General features: G+C 45.3%; 18 protein-coding genes and 1 pseudogene. 14 read left to right on the plus strand and 5 right to left on the minus strand.

What is annotated here, in order from left to right; genetic code table 11:
* Positions 1 to 83: 83 nt before the first annotated feature.
* The 7 genes from EI162_RS04940 to dhbA all read left to right on the plus strand — a co-directional run bounded on the left by EI162_RS04940 (position 84) and on the right by dhbA (position 8,412).
* Complete coding sequence (locus tag EI162_RS04940) at positions 84 to 1,223, plus strand: histidine decarboxylase (protein ID WP_225735153.1); 1,140 nt, start codon at positions 84 to 86, stop codon at positions 1,221 to 1,223.
* 177 nt (positions 1,224 to 1,400) lie between these two features.
* Entirely contained in the window at positions 1,401 to 3,011 is a 1,611-nt protein-coding gene (locus tag EI162_RS04945; RefSeq protein WP_192523315.1) for an ATP-binding cassette domain-containing protein, read from the plus strand.
* A complete protein-coding gene (locus EI162_RS04950; protein WP_192523316.1) occupies positions 3,008 to 4,591 on the plus strand; it encodes an ATP-binding cassette domain-containing protein in 1,584 nt (527 codons plus the stop codon). Before EI162_RS04945 ends, EI162_RS04950 begins: the two co-directional genes overlap by 4 nt.
* Positions 4,592 to 4,736: 145 nt before the next feature.
* A complete protein-coding gene (locus EI162_RS04955) occupies positions 4,737 to 5,507 on the plus strand; it encodes a thioesterase II family protein (RefSeq protein ID WP_413038377.1) in 771 nt (256 codons plus the stop codon).
* Positions 5,482 to 6,339, plus strand: coding sequence for a 4'-phosphopantetheinyl transferase family protein (locus EI162_RS04960; protein ID WP_192523317.1), 858 nt, complete (start codon positions 5,482 to 5,484; stop codon positions 6,337 to 6,339). Before EI162_RS04955 ends, EI162_RS04960 begins: the two co-directional genes overlap by 26 nt.
* Positions 6,340 to 6,471: 132 nt before the next feature.
* Positions 6,472 to 7,623, plus strand: coding sequence for an isochorismate synthase (locus EI162_RS04965; protein WP_413038378.1), 1,152 nt, complete (start codon positions 6,472 to 6,474; stop codon positions 7,621 to 7,623).
* A 30-nt stretch (positions 7,624 to 7,653) separates the two neighbouring features.
* Complete coding sequence (gene dhbA / locus EI162_RS04970; protein WP_192523331.1) at positions 7,654 to 8,412, plus strand: 2,3-dihydro-2,3-dihydroxybenzoate dehydrogenase; 759 nt, start codon at positions 7,654 to 7,656, stop codon at positions 8,410 to 8,412.
* Between the two features lie 104 nt (positions 8,413 to 8,516).
* On the opposite strand, the gene EI162_RS04975 is transcribed toward dhbA, so the two are convergent.
* Genes EI162_RS04975 through EI162_RS04985 form a run of 3 tightly spaced genes read right to left on the minus strand, consistent with a single transcriptional unit; the run spans position 8,517 to position 13,033 of the window.
* Complete coding sequence (locus EI162_RS04975) at positions 8,517 to 10,448, minus strand: AMP-binding protein (protein WP_192523319.1); 1,932 nt, start codon at positions 10,446 to 10,448, stop codon at positions 8,517 to 8,519.
* A gap of 23 nt (positions 10,449 to 10,471) precedes the next feature.
* Complete coding sequence (locus tag EI162_RS04980; RefSeq protein WP_192523320.1) at positions 10,472 to 11,341, minus strand: isochorismatase family protein; 870 nt, start codon at positions 11,339 to 11,341, stop codon at positions 10,472 to 10,474.
* Positions 11,342 to 11,389: 48 nt separating this feature from the next.
* Complete coding sequence (locus EI162_RS04985) at positions 11,390 to 13,033, minus strand: (2,3-dihydroxybenzoyl)adenylate synthase (protein ID WP_192523321.1); 1,644 nt, start codon at positions 13,031 to 13,033, stop codon at positions 11,390 to 11,392.
* A gap of 91 nt (positions 13,034 to 13,124) precedes the next feature.
* Between EI162_RS04985 and EI162_RS04990 the strand changes: the two are divergent.
* From EI162_RS04990 to EI162_RS05020, 7 genes and pseudogenes are all read left to right on the plus strand, one after another.
* A pseudogene (locus tag EI162_RS04990) lies at positions 13,125 to 16,120 on the plus strand (condensation domain-containing protein).
* 95 nt (positions 16,121 to 16,215) lie between these two features.
* Entirely contained in the window at positions 16,216 to 17,568 is a 1,353-nt protein-coding gene (gene basC / locus EI162_RS04995; RefSeq protein WP_192523323.1) for a putative histamine N-monooxygenase, read from the plus strand.
* Between the two features lie 343 nt (positions 17,569 to 17,911).
* Complete coding sequence (locus tag EI162_RS05000; RefSeq protein ID WP_192523324.1) at positions 17,912 to 18,853, plus strand: ABC transporter permease; 942 nt, start codon at positions 17,912 to 17,914, stop codon at positions 18,851 to 18,853.
* Positions 18,850 to 19,800: an iron chelate uptake ABC transporter family permease subunit gene (locus EI162_RS05005; protein WP_192523325.1), complete on the plus strand. Its 951-nt coding sequence runs from the start codon at positions 18,850 to 18,852 to the stop codon at positions 19,798 to 19,800. Before EI162_RS05000 ends, EI162_RS05005 begins: the two co-directional genes overlap by 4 nt.
* Positions 19,797 to 20,573, plus strand: a complete 777-nt coding sequence (locus EI162_RS05010) for an ABC transporter ATP-binding protein (RefSeq protein ID WP_192523326.1) — start codon at positions 19,797 to 19,799, stop codon at positions 20,571 to 20,573. The genes EI162_RS05005 and EI162_RS05010 overlap by 4 nt, the downstream gene beginning before the upstream one ends.
* Positions 20,570 to 21,544, plus strand: a complete 975-nt coding sequence (locus EI162_RS05015) for a siderophore ABC transporter substrate-binding protein (RefSeq protein WP_192523327.1) — start codon at positions 20,570 to 20,572, stop codon at positions 21,542 to 21,544. Before EI162_RS05010 ends, EI162_RS05015 begins: the two co-directional genes overlap by 4 nt.
* Before the next feature lie 147 nt (positions 21,545 to 21,691).
* Positions 21,692 to 23,998, plus strand: a complete 2,307-nt coding sequence (locus EI162_RS05020; protein WP_192523328.1) for a TonB-dependent receptor — start codon at positions 21,692 to 21,694, stop codon at positions 23,996 to 23,998.
* A 387-nt stretch (positions 23,999 to 24,385) separates the two neighbouring features.
* On the opposite strand, the gene EI162_RS05025 is transcribed toward EI162_RS05020, so the two are convergent.
* On the minus strand, positions 24,386 to 24,871 hold the full coding sequence (locus EI162_RS05025; protein ID WP_225735151.1) for a hypothetical protein: 486 nt from the start codon (positions 24,869 to 24,871) through the stop codon (positions 24,386 to 24,388).
* A gap of 135 nt (positions 24,872 to 25,006) precedes the next feature.
* A partial coding sequence (locus EI162_RS05030; protein ID WP_192523308.1) for an IS30 family transposase occupies positions 25,007 to 25,347 on the minus strand: 341 nt, incomplete at its 5' end.

Raw genomic sequence — 25,347 nt, forward strand, 5'->3', positions numbered from 1 at the left:
AATAAAATTAAACTTACTTTAGTTTAATTTTTAATCGTAAAAAACACCCATATGTAACCCAATCTTTGGTGGGAATGAATGTGATGCTATCTGTTACTTGTCAAGAACGTCTTAATGATTTTTGGCATTATTGCCTAAAAAATCAGTATTTTAATGTTGGCTATCCTGAATCTGCAGACTTCGACTATTCTGCTTTGTATCGATTTTTTAATTTTTCCCTCAATAACTGCGGCGACTGGGACGCACCCAGTAACTATGCGCTGAACTCATTTGCATTTGAAAAAGAGGTGATGAATTACTATGCCGATTTGTTTCAAATACCTTTTAAGGACAGCTGGGGCTATGTCACTAATGGTGGGACAGAAGGGAACATGTTCTGCTGCTATTTAGCAAGAGAGCTGTTTCCCCATGCCACGTTGTACTACTCCAAAGAGACGCATTATTCAGTCTTAAAGATTGCCAAACTGCTGCGTATGAAGTCGTGTGTTATTGCGTCTTTAGAAAATGGTGAAATCGATTACGATGATTTGATTCATCAGGTGCAGCGCAATGGGGACAAAAACCCTATCATCTTCGCCAATATTGGTACGACCATGTCAGGGGCGGTAGACAATATAAAAATCATTCAACAGCAATTAGAGCACGTTGGCATCCGTCGTCAGGACTACTATTTGCATGCAGATGCGGCGCTCAGCGGTATGATTTTGCCTTTTGTGGACTGTCCGCAGCCATTTTCATTTGGCGATGGTATCGACTCTATCAGTGTGTCTGGACATAAAATGATTGGCTCGCCTGTGCCATGCGGTATTGTGGTGGCAAAGCGTAAAAACGTTGATCGTATCGCCGTGGATATCGACTATATCTGCGCCCGCGATCAAACCATTAGTGGCTCTCGAAATGGTCACTCCGTACTATTTATGTGGGCGGCTATTCATAATCGTTCAGCACAGCAGTGGCAGCAACGTATTCAACGCTGTCTGAAAATGGCTCAATACGCGGTTGATCAATTCCAAGCAGCCGGGGTTGATGCATGGCGCAACCCCAACTCTATCACTGTGGTGTTTCCGTGCCCCGCTGAGGCAGTGTGGAAAAAGCATAGCCTTGCTGTTTCTGAGGGTCATGCCCATCTGATTGCGACCGCACATCATAAAGACAGTCATAAGATTGATGCTTTGATTAAAGATGTGGTCGCAAGCTTACAAGAGCGTTTACAGCTCAGCTAATGCGGTCTTAGTACCACTTAATCTTAATATCACTGCTCTACCTAACCTTGAGTGCAAAGCGATCAAACCTATTGACCGCTACCTTTTTCTAATCATGCTGACAACCAATCATATTGGTAAATAAGCGCGCTGGATTTAATTTATGGAACAAACCAACCGCGGTCATCGGAGAAATCAATGAGCAAGTTAACATTGCGCAGCTTGATGACTGACCCTGTAATCATGCCTGCTTTACGTCCTGCACTCCCCAAGCTCTCTATTGGCGTTCTGTCCTCGTCCTTATCTGGTCTGGCCATGCTTGGGGCGCTGTGGTGCTTGGTCAAATTAATCGATGATATCGCATTACCGTGGGTGATTGCGGCTGTGGGGCTGTGGTTGCTAGGTGCTTTGTTTGCCGCCGCCGCCTCGGCGCTGGCTCATGATGCAGAAGCGGCGTTTTCTGCAAGATTGCGGCGGCAAGTGGCCAATCACGTGACCCGATTGCCTGCCAGCACATTATCCAAGCAAGGCGATCAGTCCTTGCGGCGCTTGGTGTCAGAAGATATTGCGACGCTGCATCATATGGTGGCGCATCTGCCCTCAGAGGTGACAAGCTTTGCGATTTTACCGCTGGTATCTATTGTTATATTGGTGAGTGTGGCAGGCGCTGTGGCGCTGTGGGTCTTACTGCCAGGTGTGATCGCGTCTTTATATTATCTAGTCATTGTGCCGCGCGTGACAGCGCGTGATGGTGCTGCGCGCATGCAGGTGGTGGGCGAGGTTATCTCCGCTGTAGATGACTATGCACGTGGTATCCGCGTCAATCGTATCTACGGTCAACAGTCGGGGGCGCTGGCTGCTTATCATGATGCCACCAAGCGCTTTACAGACAGCTTGGTCATGTGGGTGAGTAAAGTGGCGACGCTCGCAGGTATGGCCGTGGCACTACTACAAGCGGTAGCGACATTTGCGATTGCTTATCTGATTGCTTATGACTACGACACCTCAGTGCTAGCCACGATCTTGTTTTTCAGTCTCGCCGTGGTCAGTCCCGCGTTACGTCTGGGGCATGGGCTGGATTATGTTGGTGCTGGTAAAGCCGCGGCAAGTCGGCTGATTGCATTATTACAACAACCCATATTACCCAAGGGTCAAATAACGCAGCTATCAGCGCCGTTCACGCTAAAAATTACAGACGCTGAGATGGTGATCAATAATGTCCAGATTATTGACGGGCTGACGCATACGTTTAAGACAAATGCCGTCACTGCCATCACAGGGCCCAGCGGCGCGGGTAAAACGACGCTGCTGCGCATATTGGCAGGCTTTGAGCCATTGCACGCCGGACAGGTGCAGCTGGCAAACATAAACATAGCCAAGCTGGATGAACACACCAGACATAATGCCGTATTGTTCGTACCGCAAGGGGGTGATGTGCTGCCTGCAACCGTCAAAGACAACCTACTACTATTTGCCCCGAATGCTACAGATCACGCGCTTAACGCGGCACTAGAGTGCGCTCAGCTGAGCGTGGATCTGAGCGCCGATGCTCAGTCGCTCTCAGGCGGCGAACGTCAGCGTATCGGTCTTGCCAGCGTATTTTTATCATCAGCACCTATCATTCTACTTGATGAACCCACCAGCGCTTTGGATCACGCGAGGATTACAAAAGTGCTAACAGCCTTGCTAGATGAAGCACACAATCAAGAAAAGACCATCATTATGGTGACGCATGATAAGGCATTGGCCGATCAAACAGATGCTCGACTAGAGCTGATACCCAATACTGATCTGGAGCGCTTGTCATGAGTATTACCCTAGACACACCACACAAAAAGCCGACACCGTCATTGCCAGCGATTGCGCGTAGACGATTGATGACAGTAGGGGTAGGCTGGATAGCGGTTGCTGTCTTAGAAGCCATTGCTTATACCGCGCTGGCACTAGGTATTGTCAATCAATGGTCACCCAAATGGGTCTTAGTCACCGCTTGTGCCGCCATTTTTGCTACCGTATTGGTCAATCGTTCAGGTTACTTAACTGGTGTGCGACTGGCGGGCGACTTGTACGCGGCGCTGGGTCAAGCTCTCTCGCGTACCAAGCTGTCTTGGTTTACCAATGAGCATCGTGCTCAGGTTGCAACCATTGCTGGTCAAGGTATACCAGGATTTATGAGTATCCCCGCGCATCAGCTGCAAAAGTTCTTGCATGCGCCCTGTATCCCCTTATTTTTAATCTTTGGGATTGGCATGGTTGCAGGGTTGACGCTGGCATTAGTGGCGGCAGCGCTATTGATATTGTCTCTGATCGTCCAATTTTTATCACAGCGGGCGCTAAGTCGTGCTGATAACAATCGGCATAAGGCAGAAGCCAGCACCGCAGAAGCCACGCTTGAATTGGTAGATCATATGGAGTTATTAAGAACAGCGGCAGGGCCCAAACGCGCCATCGCCCGTATTGAGCAGCGCTGGTGTATTCAAGAAGATACCTTAAAAAGCACCAACCACGCTGCCGCCATGGCTGTGTTTGTCTCAAACCTAGCTACCGTGTTACCTATAGCTGGTATGGCCGCTTACCTCATTATCACAGGTGGCAGTAGTGCGGTAATGATCTTGGCGGTACTGGTTTTGGTCGGTCGTGCAGCCGCCCCACTTGATGAACTGGCTGTGGCAGGTTTGGGTATTAATGATTTAAAAGCCTCTTTACAGAATTATCAGCAGGCGATCAATACACCAACGCTGCCTGAGCCTGCCCTTTTCAAATCTGCTACTGCTGACTATCAGCTAAGTATACGTCAGGTAAGTCATGCACCCGTCTTAAAAGACATCAATATTGACATTCCAGAAGGCAATCGAGTGTGGGTCACGGGTGTGAGCGGCAGCGGTAAGAGCACCTTGCTTGAGTTATTGATGCGCTTTGATGACCCTGAACACGGTCATATTTTGCTCGGCGGCGTAAAGATCAGTGACATGGCATATGAAGATCTGGCGGCGCATATCGCCTATGTCCCTCAAGATCCCATCGTATTTACAGGCACTCTGGCTGAGAATATCCGTATTGGCAATCCGCAAGCATCAGACGTTGAGATTGACAGCATTGCCCGAAAAATGAGGCTGGAGTCTGTGATTGATCGTACCCCTGAGGGGATACATCAGTCCGTGGGTCAGCAAGGCGCAGCTTTATCAGGAGGAGAGCGTCAACGCGTCGCACTGGCACGCGCATTACTCAAAAAAGCGCCCATTTTGGTATTAGATGAAGCGACATCGGCTTTAGATGAACAAATCGAAAAGGTCATTGCCGATAGCATTCGCGCCTTGTCTGCTACGGTGGTTTTTGTGACGCATCGTGATGCGACGATCTGGCAGCCGACACAATCTATCGCGTTATAGGGTTGATACAGTCGAATCTAAATAAAAAGAGACGCTGCTGTAAAACCGCTTGATTAAAAGTTATTTTTCCTGTGTACAGTTCGCTCCTGTATTTGAAGACAGACACTATAGATGGTGAAACATAGAGATATAAAGCTGGGTAAATATGATGTCAATGAATAACTGTTATCACCTGTTTTGTCTACCACCAGCCGGCAGCAGCTCTGCGATCTATCGCGCATGGCAGCCGGTAATGGCCGAGACCTGTGAACATAGCCATATAAAAGTCATACCGATAGAGTATTCGGGGCATGGCAGCAGGTCGGGACAACCCTTGGTTAATGATCCAAATTTATTGGCGGCAGACATTGCCCAGACGATTATGTCCTATAAAGACATGCCTTATATTTTATTTGGACATAGTGTCGGTGCCGCTTTGCTGTGGACGGTAATTGATCATCTGCGCGCACAGGATGCGCTTGAATTGTTGGCATTGGTGGTGGTCAGCAGTCGCCCAACGCCGCAATATTTGCAACATATCTGTGGCAGGCAGCACTTAACAGATGATGAGATTATCGAAAAACTGGCGCATTACAATAATTTTCCGCCTGAGATTTTACAAAACACAGCAGCGCTGAACTACTTCTTGACCATTATTCGTAATGATTTTTCTGTCAGTGACCAGCTTATCTGTCAGCAGATAACCAATACACCTGTGTCCTTAACCGCACCTTTAATTGTATTTTATGGTATTGATGATCCAGATATCGAAGACGAGGCGACGATGCAAGCGTGGCAGGCACATTCTGAGGTTTTTTTGGGGTGTCATGAACTGGCAGGTGATCATTTTTATTTTTTAAACCCGTCATCGCTTGCGCAAATGCTAAAAAAAATAGAGGAGGGTTTGCTGTATGCGTTACCACACCATAAAGCGTGAGGTATCGGACACCAATGCTTTATTGGCACAAGATGCGCGGGCGCTGAGTGATATACAACAGCATATTCGGCTGACGTATCACACCATAGTGCTCGCGCATCACCAGATACATCAGCTGTCTGTGAGTGTATTGACCGCCAATTTTGCGATAGAGGCGGCGTATGCTTGTTTTGATATTGACTTACCAGAGGCATTAACCCGCGTATCCACAAAGCGAAAGCTGGATTTTCTGACAGGGCGCTTGGCGGCAAAGCTTGCCTTACAGGCGGTGGGCTTGGCTCATTTTACCGTATTAAAAGGGAGGTATGGCGAGCCGCTATGGCCAGATGGCATGACGGGAAGCATTAGCCACACAGGTGGCAAAACATGGTGTACGGCGGTCTGCTGCGCTTATCGTCAGTCATCTATACAGAATTGTAGTGCTATAGGGGTGGATATTGAGGCCAAAATAAATAATGTCTGTTTTGAGCATAATATTTGCTTTGATCGTGATGAACTTCAGCACTATGCTTCTTTAAATCATCATGCTTTTTTAAATCATCAAGAAGCCATGACACTGCTAGAATATTCGTGTGGCATACATCCAAAGCATTATATCTATTTAACGATATTTTCTGCTAAAGAGAGCCTCATTAAGGCGATATACGCCAAATACAATATATTACTGAGTTTTTTAGCGTTTGAGTATATAGGCGTGTCTGGTGAGGTTATGACTTTTACCATCATCGATGGCACGCAGAAGGTACAAGCAAACGGACTGACCCAAACGGTGATGCAAGTGCATTGGAGGATGACAGGGCAGCATATCATCACCATCTGCTCTCTATCGTAAAGATATCAAAACAAGTACCGCCTACAATTTACAAATGATAATAATTATCAAAATTACTATCATTAATATTTATATTTAATAAAAATAAGTAGCAATAATGATCGATGCATCAATAACCACAGTGAGATATCAATTATGTCTTTACAACACTATTTAGAAACACCGACGAATCATGAATCATATTCTGCCTGCTTTTCCACAAAGGAGTATCACCTGATCGGCAAGCATTTTTCGCAGACGCTAATGACACCTGCAGCAGATACGGTACATTTTAATCAGCGTATCGCTGATCGTTTTAAAGAGATGAAAAATAATGGCGATAAAAATCCAATCTTAATTGCTGCTATTCCTTTTGATATCAGAAATGACGCGGTATTAAATTTTTATAGTGACTACGATAAGTCGGACAAAAAAACCAAAAAATCTGATCTGATAAAAGACGAGACGCACATCAAGAATAAGACATTACTGGTGGATCAAGACAAGTTTAAAAAAACCGTCAACTATGCGTTAGAGACTTTCAAAAATACAGAGCTAACAAAAATAGTACTGTCACAAGCGGTGGATGTTAGTTTTGATGAGTCGCAGAACCTAGCCTTTTATTTAGACGCCTTGCTAGATAAGAACCCAACCGCTTATAACTTTGTGATCCCCGTAGACAATCAACAGTACCTACTAGGGGCGAGCCCAGAGTTACTATTATCTAAAAATGATCGACTCGTTAAGAGCAATCCTTTAGCGGGCTCTAGACCCAAGCGTGATAGCTTAGAGCACAATCAAAGAAACCAACGAGCCTTGCATGAGTCGATTAAGGATCAGCACGAGCATAAAATCGTTGTCGAAAATATATCGCGCAACCTGGTGGCAGACTGTGTGACGCTGAGTATGTCTGAGTTTCCAGAAGTGATTGAAACCTCGACCATGTTTCATTTGTCCTCAACATTACAAGGCACACTAAAAAAAGCTGCGCCCAACGCTTTGAGTTTGGCATTAAAACTACACCCAACCCCCGCAGTGTGTGGTACACCAACGCAATTGGCCAAAGATTTTATATTGCAGCATGAAGGTTATGAGCGCGGCTATTACACAGGCTTGGTGGGCTGGATGGATGCAGAAGGCAATGGCGAGTGGGTCGTCACAATTCGTTGCGGGCTACTGAATGATAAAAAATTACGGTTATATGCGGGTGCTGGTATCGTCGAAGGGTCTGACCCAGAGTCGGAGTGGCGTGAGACAGAAGATAAAATGAAAACCATACTACGCCTCTGTGACACCAGTGCGTAACCCACTCAAACCCACTTAAGGATTAGCATGATGACAAACCACACTGTGACAAAAAAAAACGCGTGGCTGGTGGGCGTCAATCAAGGCATTGGCGCAGATGTGATGCAGCGCCTGTTGGACGAGGATGTTGAGGTCATCGGTATCGATAAGACCAAAGACAAGCTGCCCGCTGCACTACAACAGCAGGTACACATTTGCGATATTCGAGATGAACAGCAGATTATGCACTTATGCAAGACACTGTTAACGGTCAGTCCTCCTGACTATTTTATTCATGTTGCAGGTGTCCTACATTTGGGACAGCACGATGATATATCATCGACAGATTGGCTGGATACCTTTGCGGTAAATGTGTTTTCTTTTTTTCACTTCTGCCAAAAATTGACGCCTTATTTTAAAGAAAAACGCAGTGGCAGTATCGTTGTGGTGTCATCCAATGCCGCCACGATGCCGCGTATCAATATGTCCGCCTACGGAGCATCAAAATCGGCACTGACTTACTTCACAAAGACAGTGGCATTAGAGCTGGCTGAATATGGTGTCAGAGCCAATGTGGTGTCACCAGGATCAACGGGAACGGCGATGCAAACGCAGCTATGGACAGATGACAATGGCGAGCAAACCACCATTACGGGCAGTCTTCAACAGTATAAACTTGGCATACCGCTACAAAAAATAGCGCAGGTTAAAGACATCACCAACGCGATCATGTTTTTTATAAGCGATCAATCGTCACACATCACCATGCAGGATCTAGTGGTGGATGGTGGTGCGACATTAGGGTGCTAGCACGGTGCTATGAGCACTTAAAAAGAACATAAAAAAGATAAAGAGGATCTAAAAAGGGTTTACTGCGGTAAACCCTTTTTAGATCCTCTTTATGTAGCGTAGCTTTATGGACGGTCTAAAGCAAGCTGTGCTTTTGTCATTACCTCACCCAGTGTTTTACAGGCCACCAGTGAATAAAAATCAAGCGAGACATTCAGCTGCTGTGACAGCTGTGTGGCAATGGTCATCAACTGTTTGGGTTTTAGGTTTAAAGCAAACAGTTGCGTATCGCCCCTCAGCATTTGCGTTTGGTGCTCGGATAGATGGCTTTTAAATAAGGTCAAAATGGCATCAATCACTTCTGCTGACAGGTTGGGATCAGTGGGTATGCCCGCTATGACAGGCGTTGGCGCTATAGATAATCGTTCCTGTGCTAGGCTTAGTAGTTTGTTGCGATCGACTTTACTGTTCGCTGTCAGCGGTATGTCACCTATTAATAAAAACTTAGAGGGAATGTGAGAGCTTGGTAGCTGATCTTTTAGATAGACTCTTAGATCAACAGCGCTCAGCTGTTGCTTGGACACGCAGTTGGTATTGCTTATGTCATGCGTATTGTCGATGGTGTAAAGCGCCACCAGCTCATTGATATCGGTGGTAGGGTTTGTGCAGCTGATCACCACGGCATGATAAATGGCAGGATGGCTAGATAATGCATTTTCAACTTCAGATGCTGCAATGCGTACGCCTTTGACCTTGAGATAGCCTGCCTTGCGTCCTGAGAATATAATTGCGCCATCATCTCGATAATAACCCAAATCACTCATCTTAAAGGCCATGACCACACCGCCATTTATCGTTTTAATGGGCACAAAGTCATTGTGATGTGTCTCTCCATCCAATAAGTAGCCATTTGATAAATTGATGCCAGACATATACATGGTGCCGATAGTACCAGCCTCACAAGGCGCGTGCTGCTCATTTAGAATGTGATACTGGTTGTGTGCTAAGGCCTTCCCGTATGGAATGGTGTGTTGATCGTCGTCAAGGATTTCATGCCAAATACTCCAAATGGTGGTTTCTGTCGGCCCGCCTAAAGAAAACAGCCGCGCTTGAGGCAAGGTCTGTTTGAGCAGGGTAACCATAGATGGATTGATATAGTCACCACCTTGGGCAATGAAGCGCAGGGTCTTGATTTGATCATGACCACTCACCGTCAGTAACATATCAACAATGGCAGGCACGCTACACCACAGTGTGATGTGATGTTTGGCGATCAATGTTGCCCATGCACCCGCATCTTTTTGCTGCTCGGTAGTTGGGATGACCAGCGTTGCTGCCACTGATAGGGGCGCAAAAATATCGAATACAGACATGTCATGATGAAAAGGCGTGATAGCCATAAAGACATCGTTATGAGTGATATCCCAGTGTGCTATGGTTTGTTGCAAGACATTGGCAGTTGCCTGATTGTTTAAGACCACACATTTTGGCTTTCCTGTGCTACCCGAAGTATAGAGATAGTAAGCAGGTCGACGGCTTAAATCATAGGTACAAGACCAGTCAAGCAGATTTATCGGGTCGTTATGACCACGCGCGGCATCAATATCAATGGTCGTTATTTGAATACCAGATAGCGGCGATAGTGGTCCCTGACTGACGGCAAAGTCGGCGCGACTGTTGGTCAGTAAGTAGTCAATCCTTGATCGCGGTGCTTGGATATCAATAGGCAGCCAAACGATACCCATTAAGGCACATGCAATCGTGGTATAGATATGTTCAGGGCTTTTGTGCAAGCAAATGGCCACAACAGACCCAGCACGAATGCCTTGCTGCCTAAATATGGCCATTATTACTGCCACATGATGCCCCACCTCATGATAGCTGATCGATTGGTCGGCAAAAATAAGCGCGGTCTTATTTGGCGGTGTGACCAATACATTGGTCCTAATCGCATCAAGATAGTCATGCAATATGACGTTTGCAAATGCAGCGTCTTGGTTGGGAGTATAGTTGGGAATACAAACACCCTCTAAATGGTCATCACTCACGTTCTTCATATCCTTTTACCTAGGGGGATTATTTAGGCTGATTTTTGCTGCTGTTGTATCAAATCCCACCAGTTAGACAAGGTTGGATTGCGTGCAATCTCTTCAAAACCGATATCAACGCCATATCCTTTAAACTCGGCGGCAAGCTGCATGATTCTAAGCGAGTCTAACCCGTAGACAATTAAATTCTCCTCAGGGTCTATCTCTTCTTTTTCCTCAATGAGCTGCTCAACTCGGGTATGAAGCCACTGTTTGGTAATCTTGTCTGTTTTTTCCCCGACGATCGCCTCGGTATTTAGCACGTGACCACAACGCGAAGACACATACTGTAGTGCCATGCGATGCTCCGCTTCTGAGAAGTCAGCAACCGCATCACCGACTAAGAAGCATTGAATGTCACTCATAAACGCATCTATAGCGGTCACCATACAGCCAATATGGGCATAAACCCCGCCTACAATTAGCTGGTCACGGTTCCAGCCTTGCATACGCGCCTGCAAGTCTGAGCGGGCAAACGCGCTGTAGCGCCACTTGGTCAAGACAATATCTGTGTCAGCTGGCGTGAGCGGATCGACGATAGATTGCTGATCGGCTGTCGCTGCTGGCAAGCCTGCGCCCCACATGGCATTGAGTAGGGCGCGGTCCTCCTCTGGCTGCTCATAAGGCTGGGCGGTATATACCACAGGGACGTCATTGTTATAAGCCCATTGGCGCAGGCGGGTCAAATGATGGATCAAGGTATTGATAAGTGTGCTGTCCGTCTCATAAAAACTGATAAAGTAACGCTGCATATCATGGATTAGAAGTACGGCTCGTTTGGCATCGAGTTGCCAATTTACTTTATTGGTAGGATAGCTTTCAGGCTGCGGCATGGGGTAATCGGAGAGGGTTTTGATGGTCATACAAGGCTCGCTATTGAGTTTGAAAGTGTTGGAATGGTCATAAAACTATTACAGTAATTGAAAGGTACGCAGGGCTTTTTTGTCGGTTTTGCCCACGGCGGTTAAGGGCATGGACTCAATAAACTTGAAACGATCAGGAATCTTATACTGAGCAATACCTGTGTTTAGTAAATAACGCCGTAACGTCGAGGCTTTGATATTAGGATCACGAGAAATGATATAGAGGCAACTTTTTTCACCAAGTCGCGGGTCGGTGATGGCGATGAGCGCGGCGTTTAACACATCAGGATGTGTAAGAATGAGGTTTTCAATTTCCTCTGAAGCGATCTTCTCGCCGCCACGATTGATTTGGTCTTTGACGCGCCCCACAACGCGCAAATTTCCCTCAGGGGTGCGCTGTACCAAGTCACCAGAGGTATAGTAGCCATTCTTATCAAATGCGTTAACATTGTGCTCAGGGCTTTGGTAATATCCGCAAAAAGTGTAAGGCCCGCAGGTAGTCAACATGCCCACCTCACCCTCTGGGACAGGGTTGCCTTGCTCATCAACAATCATCACCTCATCATCTGGACTTATCGGTCGCCCTTGGCTGGTGAATATTTGCTCAGCATCATCATCCAAGCGAGTGTAATTCACCAGCCCCTCAGCCATACCAAAGACCTGCTGTAAAGCACAGCCAAATACCGTGGGCACTTTTCGTGCGAGTGTCTCAGGAAAATTTGCCCCACCAACCTGTATCAGCTGCAAGGTTTGCAGCTGTGCTGCGTGTTTAGGCGCTTGCTCTATCCACGCCACAACCGCACTTGGTACTAGTGACGCCATAGTGACACCATAACGCGCAATGATTGAAAAGCAACTTAAAGGCTCAGGATCAGGTGCCATAACGACTGTGCCTCCTGCATACAGCACACCAAGCGCGCCAGGAGAGCTCATCATAAAATTGTGCGGTGCCGGTAGCGCGCAGAGCAGCCGCGTATCAGTATCTAGTCTGCAAATATCAGCACTCGCTCTGACACTATAATAATAGTCGTTATGTGTGCGCGGGATCAGCTTGGGCGTACCCGTACTACCGCCAGACAACTGAAAAAAAGCCACCTCGTCGGCGGGGGTAGGCGAGTAGAGCACAGGATGCGTATCATCAGTATCCACCATATCGCTGGCTGCTATCCATGTCTCCAGTCTGTATTTACTGGCAGTGTGTGCGGTGTCATTCAGTGTTAAGACAAGCTGCGGGCTCAGATCAGTGGCATGAAGCTCATTAATAAAGTCGTCGTTTTTAAAGACCTCGTGAGTCGCTGACACGATCAGCAACTGTGGCTTAATTTGCTGACAAAAACTTCGTAGTTCATGCTGCCGATGGGAATAAAGCGCATTTAAGGGAGCGACGCCTATTTTTAATAGCGCAAAAAAAACAATATAAAATTCAGCCGTGTTGGGCAGCTGCACCAAGGCGGTGTCTCCTTTGCCAACACCTTGAGCGCTGATGCGACGGGCTAGATGGGTAGATAAATCATCTAACGCTTGATAGCTGATCTGACGATCACCGCAAATCAGCGCCGTCGCATTAGGGTCGCTGGCGCAACGCTGAGACAGGATATGTGTCAGTGGTTCATTGATCCAGTAGCCTTGGGCAATATAGTGCTGCGCTCTGTTTTTTGGCCAAGGATAAAATTTAATAAGCGGTTTAATCATATTCTCAAAACCTTAGCGGAACGGTGCTATGTCATGTTAAAAGAAGGGATATTAGAGCAATAAAAAAATAATCATCAATTATTGTTTGTAAATGTTAATGCTAATGATTATTATTTGTGATACAGTGCCTCATATATATTATTTTGTCAACTGAGTAAGCACATCATGAGTGAATTAACTCCCATGCAAGCAGCCTGCTGGTTTGGCCGTATCAGCGAATCTGAGTTTTTAGGTGGGGTGGCCGCCCATCTTTATGTAGAATTTGATGGGCAGTCAATTGATTTACAAAAGCTAGAGTCGGCCTTACAGCATATGCATTTGAGGCACTCCATCTTGAGAATGCGCCTCAGCTCAGATGGCATTCCTACTATTGCCGAATCTGTACCAAAAACCCTGCTTGAAATTGATGATTTGAGCGTGCTAACTGCCCAAAATCAAGTACAGTATTTGGAAGATAAACGCGAGCAATGGACGCACCAGCAGCTGGATTTGACCAGTGGTCAAACGGCAAGGTACTCAGTCAGTCTTATCAATCAATCAAACTTTCGTTTGCATATTGACACGGATATGATCGCAGTCGATCCCTCTAGCTTTTGTCAGTTGATAGAAGATTTAGCGGCGTGTTATCAGGGTGTAGTCACCACTACTAAGCCCGTTGTCTGCTTTTTTGATTGGTATGAGGCAATGCAAGCAGATGCAAGCATCAAGCAGCGCCATCATAGAGACAAAACATGGTGGCGGGCGCGTCTTCCAGATATCGCCCCAATGCCCTCATTACCAGTGAGTGATAACGCAGCAAAAACGGCGCAGAGTCATTGTCTCAGTGAGCGACTGACAAGTGTGGAGTACAAAGTGTTACGCCAGCTGGCGCGTCAGCGAAAAATCACTTTTTCTAGCATGATGCTTGGTCTGTTCGCTTTTGCCTTGAGTCAGGCCACCCAAGATACTTTCTTTAGACTCAATGTCCCAACCTTTTGGCGCGCGCCTGTGGTAGAGCATATTGACCAGTGTATTGGCGATTTTTCTAATTTTGTCATTGTCAATATAGACATAGCGGCAGCCAAAACCTTGGGGATGCTTTGTCAAGATGTGGCTAATCAAATGATTGAGCTGCTAGACCATGCCCATTACGCGGGTATCAATATCATGAGGGATTTATCTCGCTATCATGGTGCTGCCCAGCAGACGCCCGTGGTGTTTACTGCCGCTTTGGATTTGCCACAAGGGGTGCTGTTTTCTGAAAATGTCAAACAAGCTTTTGGTGACATTATATGGACAACATCTCAAGGTCCGCAGGTTGCATTGGATGCTCAGGTGGTGCGCGTGGAGAATGGCGTACTGGTGAATTGGGACATACGTTTGGACACATTACCACTGGTGTGGGTCACCGTACTGTTTCACTCATTTATCGGCTTATTGAGAGAAGTCGGTCAAAATCCTGCTGTTCTTGATATGGTATTTAATCAACTGCCCAAAAGCATTATTTATCAACCTGAGCTGCAAACCTGTCATCAAAGCGAGCAGCCAGCCAATCACAAAATCATAATGACTGACGAGCAGCCATTATCCGCGATACAAGAAGCCTATCTGCTTGGTCGTACGACGCAGATACCGCTTGGCGGCGTTGCCATGCAGGAGTTCCGTGAATACTATGGTCGTATGGATATGGCTGTGCTCAAGCAGCGCTTGACGGATATTGTTAAGCGGCATGAGAGTCTACGCACTCATATCAATGTGACCACATTGACTCAGTATGTGTGTAATGATATCTGTATCAATCTACAAGAGATTGATCTGCACCACCTCTCAGCCAAAGAAGCCACTACCTATCTACAGTCTTATCGAGAGACGTATACGCACCAAATGTTTGATTTGCAGGGTGCGCCTTGGAACATCACGGTTTTTCATTTAACAGATGGCTTTTTGCGCCTCTTTATACGTTTTGATGCACTCATTCTTGATGGCCGTGCGATCGCGTCTTTAATGCTTGAGCTGTTTGCAGCGCCGTCTGCCACAACCACATATATGACGATGCCCACTGTGACAATAGACACGCCTGCTGAAACTGAATCTAAAGCGGCTTCTCGTGCAGTGGATATGGCTTATTGGGTACAAAAGCTGTCTAACGTTACCAATGTGCCTGCATTGCCATGGATCAGACCATTAAATGAGCTGGGCGCTGCCCATTTTGTGCGCCGCAGTTTGGTCGTACCAGCAGATACGTTTCGGCAATTGGGAAAAATTGGGGCAAAACAAGGGCTGTTCAAAAACTCTGTGATTATGGCGCTCATCCTAGAGCTGCTCTCACAAGTGCAGACACAAGTGCAGGTACAGCAATCCATCGTGGTTGCGGTGCCTGTTTTACCCTTATACACAGGGACGCTAGTCAATAACTCCACGTTTATAGCGGTTGAGTGGGCAGTTGGTACAAAAAACTTCATTCAGCAAGCTTCAAGTTTGCAAGTCGATGTGCTCGAAAGCTTACAGCATTTGTCATTTTCAGGAGTAGATTTGGCGCGATTGCTCTTTGAAAAATTCAATGCCGCACCTGTGTTGCCTATCGTGATTACCAATGGTTTGTCTTGGCCAGTTCTTACAGCAGATACGCCAATGCGTTTAGAGCGTGGATTAACCCAAACGCCGCAGGTCGCGATTGACATTCGCTTTACCACCCAGCGTGATGGCGCGCTCGTGTTTGATATCGATCATGTGCCCAAAGCCATTGCCACCAAGACCATTGACTGCTTGTTGCAGGCTATCGATACCGCGATACATCAAATGGTTGCCTCACAAGCCTTTCACTTTGATGTCTCGTCATATCTGCCTGTCGCTACAGAGCAAAACGCTGATGTGACTACCACGTTTTGTCAGCAAGCCCTATTTGATATTTACTTGGATACCATCGGTCAGGTGAGTGATACCCCTGTCGATAAAACCATGAATTTTATGACCATTGGTCTGCGTCCTCAGCACCTCAAAACCATCTCAAAGCGCCTTTATGATACTTATGCCGTGCAGCTCTCGCCAGCGCAGCTACTGCATTGCCGCGATGTGAGCGAGGTGCAGCGGCTCTTAAAGACTGGGTAGCACGCGCAACAAAGCGCTGCAAAAGAGACATGCCGCTGCTTAAAAATCAGCACTATTGAATATTGGAATCGTTTGACATTAAGGGTTTATGCACAATGAATAAAAAAATTGCCGACATTATTGGTATTGGTATTGGACCCTTTAATTTGGGCTTGGCGGCATTGCTCTTAGAGCATCGTACTATTCAGGCGAAGTTTTTAGAGCGTAAGCACGAGTTTCAGTGGCATAAAGGACTGCTTTTGTCTGGTGCGACGCTGCAAGTTCCTTTTTTTGCCGATCTTGTCACGATGGCAGATCCATGTCATAGGCTGAGCTATTTAAACTATTTGCATCAGCATGACCGCTTATACCAGTTTTATTACTATGAGCACTTTTTAATCCCGCGCGTTGAATACAATCACTATTGCCGCTGGGCCGCCACGCAGTTACCCAGCTGCCATTTTGGTGAGCATGTTGACAATGTCACTTATGATGCCAAGCAAGATCACTTTGTCGTCGACAGTACATCAGCATCAGGAGGAAAAACACAAGGAGAGAAAAAACAGTATCGCAGCACCAATCTGGCCATTGGTATTGGTACAAGACCAAATATACCCAAATGGCTGTCCGAAAGTAATCATCCCTTGGTCAAGCATGCGGCAGAGTTTGCCTCCTTACAACAAGCCTTAGCGCAATGCCAAAAAGTGACCGTCGTTGGTTCAGGACAAAGTGCGGCTGAATGTGTACTGGCACTGCTAAGATCATTGACGCCTACGAAAGTTGCCGCAGGGGCGGGCGTTCGCTGGATCAGCCGCTCAGCAGGCTTTCATCCTATGGAATCCTCAAAGCTTGGTCAAGAGTGCTTTACACCCGCTTATATGCAGTACTTCCAAAGCCTGTCTCGAGAAAAACGCCGTGACATCTCAGGGAATCAAGGGCTGTTATATAAAGGAATCAGCTACTCAACCATCGCCGATATATATGATCTGCTGTACGAGCGTTCCATCGGTGGCAAGCCTACGGGTTTATCACTACATCCCAACTGCGAAGTAGAAGCTATTGCAAAAAATGTCCAATCAGGGGCGCTTGAGATCAAGTGTTTGCACACGCAACTAGCGCAGCGCTTTGCCCTAGAGACAGACGCCGTGATTGCTGCTGTCGGTTATGTGCATGACTGGCCACAATGGCTGACGCAATTAAAAGGGTCGGTACTGGCAACGGATAGTAATGAGGATTTTATAGTGCAAGAAGACTTTACGGCACTTAGGTGTGATGCAGGTTTGGGACGAATATTTATACAAAATTCAGAAATATTCCAACAAGGGGTCGGTTCTCCAGATTTGGGTATTGGTGCCAATCGCAATGCAGTGATTATCAATCAGTTATTGGGTCGCGAGGCGTATCGCATTGCGAGCGGCACGGCTTTTCAAACGTATGGTATTCCTGAAGATGCGCTCTTAGATCGGTGATGACGCTTAGGGTATGTTGATCAAGATAAAGAAGTAAACCACTTATGTGTTTGGTGGTGAATCAATGGGGGTGCTGTCTTACTGACGATAAGCACAGTTTTTTTTCTGTTTTTTATTATAAGTATAGTGGGGTATGTCTGTATCGGTCTGATGATGCCGATAAGATGTGTTAAAACAGCTGAATTTTGTTAGACGGTGCCAAACATCTGCTAAGTATGGCTATATTTACAGCGATATTTTTGTCGTTGATGACAATAGCTGTCGTTTGGCGCATCACTAACACTGCTTTGTTACCACTGACGCTTATGAGTGAAACTCTATTCTCAAGCGCAGCAGATTTTTCATGATATTTAGGTTATCGGTTTTATTTGCCACGTTATGTCTGGCCTCTCTTATGATTGGCACCAAACAGATAATGTGGTCGGAATTATTTTCTTTTTCTACGGACGCATGGCTGACGCTCACGGCCAGTCGTATACCACGGCTGATTGCGCTGATACTGACAGGGGTAGGGCTGTCAGTCAGTGGCGTTATTTTGCAGCATATCGTGCGTAACAAATTTGTTGAGCCTGCAACGTCAGGGGGAATGGATGCCGCCAAACTTGGCATTTTAGTGTCACTGACGATGATTCCTAATGCGAGTACGGGCAGTAAGATGATGTTTGCGCTGGTCTTTTGTTTTGCTGCGAGTCTGATTTTTATTTATATCATCAGCCGCATTCAGCTTAAGCGTTCTGTGCTGATTCCTGTGCTTGGCTTGATGTATGGCAGTGTGCTTAGCGCCATCGCTGAGTTTTATGCCTACCAACACAATATTTTGCAAAGCATGCAAGGCTGGTTGTTGGGGGATTTTTCGCGGGTGGTTCAAGGTCACTATGAGCTGATTTATATTATCTTGCCCATTATTGTTCTCGCTTATGTCTACGCGCATCGCTTTACGGTGGTCGGTATGGGTGAGGAGATGGCGGCCAGTTTGGGGCTGAGTTATGTCACCACTGCCGCTTTGGGTCTCATACTGGTGTCAGTGACCGTCGCCGCGTCAGTCATCACCATCGGTGCGATACCTTTTGTGGGGTTGGTCGTACCCAATTTGGTGGCATTAAAGTATGGAGAGAACCTATCGCGCACGCTGCCCATTGTGGCGCTCGGCGGCGCCTGTCTGCTGCTGCTGTGTGATGTGTTTGGCAGATTGGTCATTTATCCCTTTGAGGTGCCCATTGGTCTTACGGCAGGCGGGCTTGGTGGCGTGGTCTTCCTCATGCTGATTATGAGGGGTGTCAGATGACGGTAACTATAAAGTTTCGGACGATGTTTGTATTGATTATCGTCTTGGCGCTTATTTTTTTATTCATCGGTTCAGGTTTGGATTTTGATTATTTGATTCCTAAGCGCTTGATTCGCTTGGCCACTATTATTTTGGGTAGTGTTTGCTTGGCTTTTTCAGCCATCATTTTTCAGACGATTGTGGGCAATCGGATTTTAGCGCCTTCGATCATGGGTTACGAAGCGGTCTATTTGCTATGGCAAGTGCTATTGCTCTTTTTGATGGGCACACAAGGGTTACTGTTTTTGGGAGTGAGTGGCAACTTTATAGTCTCTATCGCGTTGATGCTGGCGTATTCATGGGCACTGCACCACGGGCTGTTTCCACGCTGTAAAAACGATGTTTACACCTTACTATTATTTGGTTTGGTACTGACCATGGTGGTTGGCACGGTGACTCAGTTTATTCAATTGCGTATCAGCCCTGGCGAGTTTTCTGTTTTTCAGGGTTTGAGTTATACCTCATTTAATCGATCTCAGCCTGAGACGTTGTTTTATGGGGTACTTGCGGTTGCAACCGCACTATGGGTTGGCCGCAAAACCTTGCCTATATTAGATGTGTTAGCTTTGGGTCGTGAGCAGGCACAATCCCTTGGGGTGAATCATACCAAGTATGTCAAAAGGTATTTGGCATTTATTGCTATTTTGGTAGCAGTGTCCACAAGCTTGATTGGCCCTACGGTGTTCATGGGGGTATTTGTTGCCAATATTGCGTATGTGCTTGCAGGCAGTAACCGCCATAAGGTCACTTTGCCGATGGCCTGCGCCATTACGCTTACTATCTTTTTAGTGGCTCAGATTTTTGTTGAGCATGTCTTTAATTACAAAACCAGCGTCAGTATTCTTGTCAACCTTGTGGGTGGTATCTATTTTCTAGCGCTGACGGTTCGTACCAGAGGGTTTACATGATTACGATTAACAATGTATATAAAAGCTATGGCAACAAAAGTGTTCTGTCCCAGATCAGTTTGGCTTTTCCTAAAGGCGGGGTGACGTCATTAATTGGCCCTAATGGGGCTGGAAAATCTACGCTATTGATGATAATGGCCAGACTACTAGAACCAAGTGGCGGTAAGGTTTTATTGGAAGGTCGTGATATCAGTGACATTCGTACTTCTGAGTACGCTCATCACGTCGCCACCCTACGTCAGTCACCTGGGTTTAATCTGCGTTTAACGGTGGAGGAGCTGATTTCTTTTGGGCGCTTTCCGTATAGCCGTGGTGCGTTGACGGCAGAAGATCGCCATATCATTGATGAAGCTATTGAGTTTTTGGCGTTAGCGCCCTTGCGTCACGCTTATTTAGATGAATTGAGTGGTGGCCAACGGCAGATGGCTTTTTTGGCAATGACCATCGCTCAGCAAACGGATGTGTTATTACTGGATGAGCCTTTGAATAATTTGGATATGAAGCATGCAGTACACATCATGCAAGCGCTACGGCGGTTATGTGATGAACAGGGTCGGACGGTGATTTTGGTAATTCACGATATCAATTTTGCGGCCAATTATTCAGATCATATTGTAGCATTGAAAAATGGGACACTAAGTTTTAGTGGCTCATCTGAGCAGGTGGTGACAGAAAGTAACTTAAGTGAATTGTATGATCTTGAGTTTGAGATTATTCGTAGTGAACGTGGTTGTTTATGCAACTACTTCAATTTATCAGGAGTGAGTATATGAATGTAAAAAAACAAGGTTGGGTATGGATGCTTGCCATCATGGCATCTATTCCTCTACAAGGCTGTGAACAAAAATCTCATGAGCCTGCAGCGTCACAGGCGCTAAAAACTCCCATAACCATCGAGCATGAGCTTGGTACGACCGTGCTCGATCATCGTCCGCAGCGGGTTGCCGTACTTGATATGAACGAAGCTGACTTTCTAGACCAGCTTGGTGTACCGATTGCAGGTATGGTCAAAGACTATGTGCCGCATTTTTTGGCTCAATACAAAAAAAATGCTGACATAGAGGATTTAGGTGCAATTGTTCAGCCCAATATGGAACGCATATATGCGCTACACCCTGATCTTATTTTGATGACCCCACTACATGCGGCAAACTATGAAGAGTTGTCCGAGATTGCACCAACGCTACATTTCGATGTGAGTTTTAAAGACAGTCAGGCGCGACATGTCGAAAATGTCGAAAATCACTTATTAGCTTTGGGTAGGATTTTTGATAAAGAAGCATTGGCAAAAGAGCAGGTCGCGCAGCTAGAAGCAAGGGTACAAGACGTACAAGCAGTAACAAAGAATCGCCCAGAAAAAGCGCTGGTAGTACTGCATAATAATGGGGCTTTTAGTAATTTTGGCGTACATTCTCGCTATGGTTTTATCTTTAATGACTTAGGTGTCAAGCCTGCAAGCACACTTGAAGATACCAGTCTGCATGGTCAGCCGATTTCTAGTGAGTTTATACAGCAGGCAGATCCTGACATTATTTATATCGTTGACCGTACTGCAGTTATGGAACATCGCGCGACTATCAGTTCTAATGATGTAAGCAATCCTTTACTGCGTCAAACCAAAGCGTGGAAAAACGGTAACGTTGTGTTTGTTGATGCCGACGCGTGGTATATAGCAGCAGCTAGTCCAACCTCATTAAACATCATCATGGACGATGTCCTCAAAGGTTATCCGTCAATTTCATAGATATATTCTAAGACGAAAGAGGTTTTGAACGTAGAGCCAGTAAATAATTAAATGAGAAGCAGAAAGTTTTTTATCTAAAATTATTAATGATTATTATTTGTGTTTTTATTCGTATTTATATTTTTACAAAAATAAGAGGATGTTTTTATGTATCAACTTCAGCAGCTAAATCATAAAAGTAATGTTAAACGATGGACGACACAGACCAAACCGTCTTTCGCCCTTAATTATATTGTATCGGCAAAGCTTGCGATGGCTTTAGGTATAGCGGCTGGGACTGTATTTATATGTGTGCCATCAGCTTATGCACAGGAAGATAGCGACCTAACCAGCAGTCAGCAAGTTAATGAATTGGATACCGAACAGCAAAACCAAAATATAGATTTAGGAGCCAATCAAGAGATACCAACTACCACACTACCAGCGATAACAGTAGTGGCTGAAGGCAACGATAATCAAACCTATTCTGGAGGGCAAGTAACCTATACCAATCATGTTGGATTTTTGGGAAACAAAGACTTTTTAGAAACACCATTTAGTGCCATTAGTTATACTGATAAATTTATTGAGGATCAGCAAGCCACAGATATTAGTGAGATTATTGCTGCAACGGATCCTTCTGTTTATACCAGTGGAGGAAGTGGAGAAAATCTTGAAAGTTATTCTATCCGTGGTTTTGCTTCGAATAGTAATGATGTGACAGTAAATGGATTGTCTGGTATGGCGCCTTATTACCGCAGTTCACCTGAAATGTTTGAGCGTGTTGAGGTACTCAAAGGTCCGTCAGCAATGCTCAATGGTATGTCACCTAACGGCTCTGTAGGTGGCTCTGTGAATCTAGTCACTAAGCGAGCAGGTGATGAGCCACTCACTCGATTGACGACTAAGTATATATCAGACTCGCAGCTTGGTGGGAGTGTAGATGTTGGTCGCCGATTCGGTGAAGACAAACAGTTTGGTGTGCGTGTAAACGGTGCTTATAGAGATGGTGAAAGTGCGATTAATGACCAAGATAAAGAGGCTAAAGTAGGCTCTCTTGCCTTAGACTGGAAAGGCGAACGTACGCGAATTTCAGCTGACCTTTATGCTACGACAGAACATGTCGATGGTCCGACTCGAGGCATCACGGTAGCATCAGGAGTTGATATTCCTAGTGCACCAGATCCAGATACGTTATTGAACCCAAGCTGGGCTTTTTATGATACTAAAACAAAAGGCGCAATCACACGCGGTGAGTTCGATGTGACTGATCAAACGACTGTCTATGCCGCCTTAGGTGCTAATAAAATGGAGTTTAAAGGGCTCAGTGCAGCAAAGGCGCAGGTATATAATTCTGACGGAGATATAAATACGACGATTGGATACGTTGCTGATGATAATGAAAGAGTCTCTATGGAAGTAGGGCTGAACAGCAATTTTTCGACAGGAGCTATTGAGCATCAGCTTGCGGCGAATGTTACCCGTTACAATGAAGAGTACAATTTAAATGCTAAGTCCTTTGACGCCACTTATACATATGACACTAATATTTATAATCCAGTATGGGAAACTCCTAGCCTAAATTTTGACGTACCGCTGTTATTGACGACTGACACAAGTTTAACTAGCTACGGAATTGCAGATACCTTATCGTTTGATCAGGATAAATACCAACTCACCTTAGGTGCTCGGTATCAGCAGCTAGAAACAGAACAAACGGGAGGTATCTTATCCTCAGGTACTAAGTATGATGAAAGCGCTATAACGCCGTCAGTGGCGTTTCTTATAAAGATGACGGATCAGACTTCTTTGTATGCGAACTATATAGAAGGGCTAAGTAAAGGCGCTACAGCACCAACAAGTGCAGAAAACTCAGGTGAAATATTTGCTCCTTATAAAACGAAACAAAAGGAAATAGGAATAAAAATGGATCGTGGCGAGTTTACTCATACCCTTAGTCTCTACGAAATTGAAAAACCCAATAGTTATACCGATACAGATACCAATGTTTTCTCTTATGCTGGTGAACAGCGTAATCGAGGTGTAGAGTGGGGGTTCTTTGGCTCGCCTGCTGAGAGTGTACGCTTGATGGGTGGTATTACCTATATTGATGCGAAGTTAACTAAAACAAATAATGGTGTTAATGAAGGCAATCAAGCTGCAGGTGTTCCAAAGTGGCAATCTAAAATTGGGGCAGAGTGGGATTTACCTTTTATAGAAAATTTAACGCTAACAGCGAATGCAAATGCTGTATCTAAACAATATCTTGAAAATGATAATATACAGTCGTTACCAGGTCACACCACATACGATATTGGAGCACGTTATCTAACTTCTGTTAATCAAACCCCTCTTACCATTCGAGCACGTGTTGATAACGTGATGAATAAGGCATACTGGACAACGGCATCTTACAACGATCTTGCCTTAGGTGATCCGCGTACATTTATGCTTTCAGCAACGATGGATTTTTGATTTGAGCCAAGGGTTTTATTAATCATATAACTGTTGAAGGCTCAGCCCTGCGTGCTATATAAGTAATAACACGCAGGAGTTTTTGACCTATGAAGTGAGGCTGTACAGCTTCAATGGTGATTTAACACCGTAAACCTAATTCCATAAAAGTATAATTATATGAACTTATTGTATGGTACCCTTAGTTTAACATAATATACATTATGCGAAAACAAACCAACGGTCTTAGAAACTAGCTTCTGAATAATTACCTGCCCAATATATTATTACTGCTACCAATCAATAATATCTATCTATAGTTTTATGCCTGTGAGATTTTCATCTAAGATTTATTACTATTCAAATTATTGTCATGGCATTCATAACAATAATTGTTTGACCTAATGGCTAACGACAAGTTTCTAGTAAATAGTTTTTTAAAGACGCGCCATCTTCATCTAATATTACGTCTGCCACTTTACATTCAGCACTTTCGCGATTGCCATCACAGGCCACATCATAGTAAACATTGCTGTCATGCGCCAAGCTGACTTTTACCAAACCTTGCTCAGTCATTGAAAACTGCTTGTCTTGTTCGTAATCAGGGTCTTGTGAATTCCACAGCACGTCATAGCCTATATGACAGCTCATCTGTTCTCTATCAAAATAATCTCGCTCAAGTTTCATAGCGGTTTGTAGATCTTGATTGCTATATTGCTCTAGCACCACAGGATAATCCATGCCTTCATTACTAACATCTTGCTCGTACATCTTAGTAATGGTCGTAATTTTCATGGCACGATGTGTCTGAGACGGCTTTGTTACATCCGCTGTGGCAGCGTTGATAGTCATAAATCCCATTGCTAGTAGTGTCAGTAATTTAGGTATTGGCATAGCTCTCTCTACAACATCTCATCATATAAGGGTTATAAGCCATTACATCATAACCATATTGTCACTCTGCTGTATTATCGTATCATTCAGGTTTAGGTGTTTCTTGATGCTTAGATTAACACACCAAGTGCAACGCTAAATTATATTATAGAACACCTGATTGGGCGTTTTAAACCCTAAGCGTTTTCTTGGTCTGTTGTTTAGTTTATTCTCAATGTCCTGTATCTCATTATCAGAGACTTGTCTAAAGTCACAACCCTTAGGCAAGAACTCTCTGATTAAGCCGTTGGTATTCTCGTTGGTTCCTCGCTGCCATGACGCATAAGCATCGGCAAAGAAGAAAGCGCTAAAGAGCTTTTGTTTCACCTTCTTATGCTGAGCAAACTCTTTACCATTGTCAGAGGTAATGGTCTTAACCTGTAACCTCACTGGCTTTAGGATACCTATCATTGCCTCTGATACTTGCTGTGCCGTTT

Source organism: Psychrobacter sp. FME6, from assembly GCF_014861365.1.
Taxonomy (GTDB): Bacteria; Pseudomonadota; Gammaproteobacteria; order Pseudomonadales; family Moraxellaceae; genus Psychrobacter.

What these genes read in the sequence shown, in the direction of transcription:
- EI162_RS05000 (WP_192523324.1), top strand. Translation starts at nt 17,912, where the DNA reads ATGATATTTAGGTTATCGGTTTTATTTGCCACGTTATGTCTGGCCTCT.
- EI162_RS05005 (WP_192523325.1), top strand. Translation starts at nt 18,850, where the DNA reads ATGACGGTAACTATAAAGTTTCGGACGATGTTTGTATTGATTATCGTC.
- EI162_RS04975 (WP_192523319.1), bottom strand. Translation starts at nt 10,448, where the DNA reads ATGAAGAACGTGAGTGATGACCATTTAGAGGGTGTTTGTATTCCCAAC.
- EI162_RS04985 (WP_192523321.1), bottom strand. Translation starts at nt 13,033, where the DNA reads ATGATTAAACCGCTTATTAAATTTTATCCTTGGCCAAAAAACAGAGCG.
- EI162_RS05010 (WP_192523326.1), top strand. Translation starts at nt 19,797, where the DNA reads ATGATTACGATTAACAATGTATATAAAAGCTATGGCAACAAAAGTGTT.
- EI162_RS05025 (WP_225735151.1), bottom strand. Translation starts at nt 24,871, where the DNA reads ATGCCAATACCTAAATTACTGACACTACTAGCAATGGGATTTATGACT.
- EI162_RS04940 (WP_225735153.1), top strand. Translation starts at nt 84, where the DNA reads ATGCTATCTGTTACTTGTCAAGAACGTCTTAATGATTTTTGGCATTAT.
- EI162_RS04960 (WP_192523317.1), top strand. Translation starts at nt 5,482, where the DNA reads ATGCGTTACCACACCATAAAGCGTGAGGTATCGGACACCAATGCTTTA.
- EI162_RS04945 (WP_192523315.1), top strand. Translation starts at nt 1,401, where the DNA reads ATGAGCAAGTTAACATTGCGCAGCTTGATGACTGACCCTGTAATCATG.
- EI162_RS05015 (WP_192523327.1), top strand. Translation starts at nt 20,570, where the DNA reads ATGAATGTAAAAAAACAAGGTTGGGTATGGATGCTTGCCATCATGGCA.
- EI162_RS05020 (WP_192523328.1), top strand. Translation starts at nt 21,692, where the DNA reads ATGTATCAACTTCAGCAGCTAAATCATAAAAGTAATGTTAAACGATGG.
- dhbA (WP_192523331.1), top strand. Translation starts at nt 7,654, where the DNA reads ATGACAAACCACACTGTGACAAAAAAAAACGCGTGGCTGGTGGGCGTC.
- EI162_RS04955 (WP_413038377.1), top strand. Translation starts at nt 4,737, where the DNA reads ATGATGTCAATGAATAACTGTTATCACCTGTTTTGTCTACCACCAGCC.
- EI162_RS04950 (WP_192523316.1), top strand. Translation starts at nt 3,008, where the DNA reads ATGAGTATTACCCTAGACACACCACACAAAAAGCCGACACCGTCATTG.
- EI162_RS04980 (WP_192523320.1), bottom strand. Translation starts at nt 11,341, where the DNA reads ATGACCATCAAAACCCTCTCCGATTACCCCATGCCGCAGCCTGAAAGC.
- basC (WP_192523323.1), top strand. Translation starts at nt 16,216, where the DNA reads ATGAATAAAAAAATTGCCGACATTATTGGTATTGGTATTGGACCCTTT.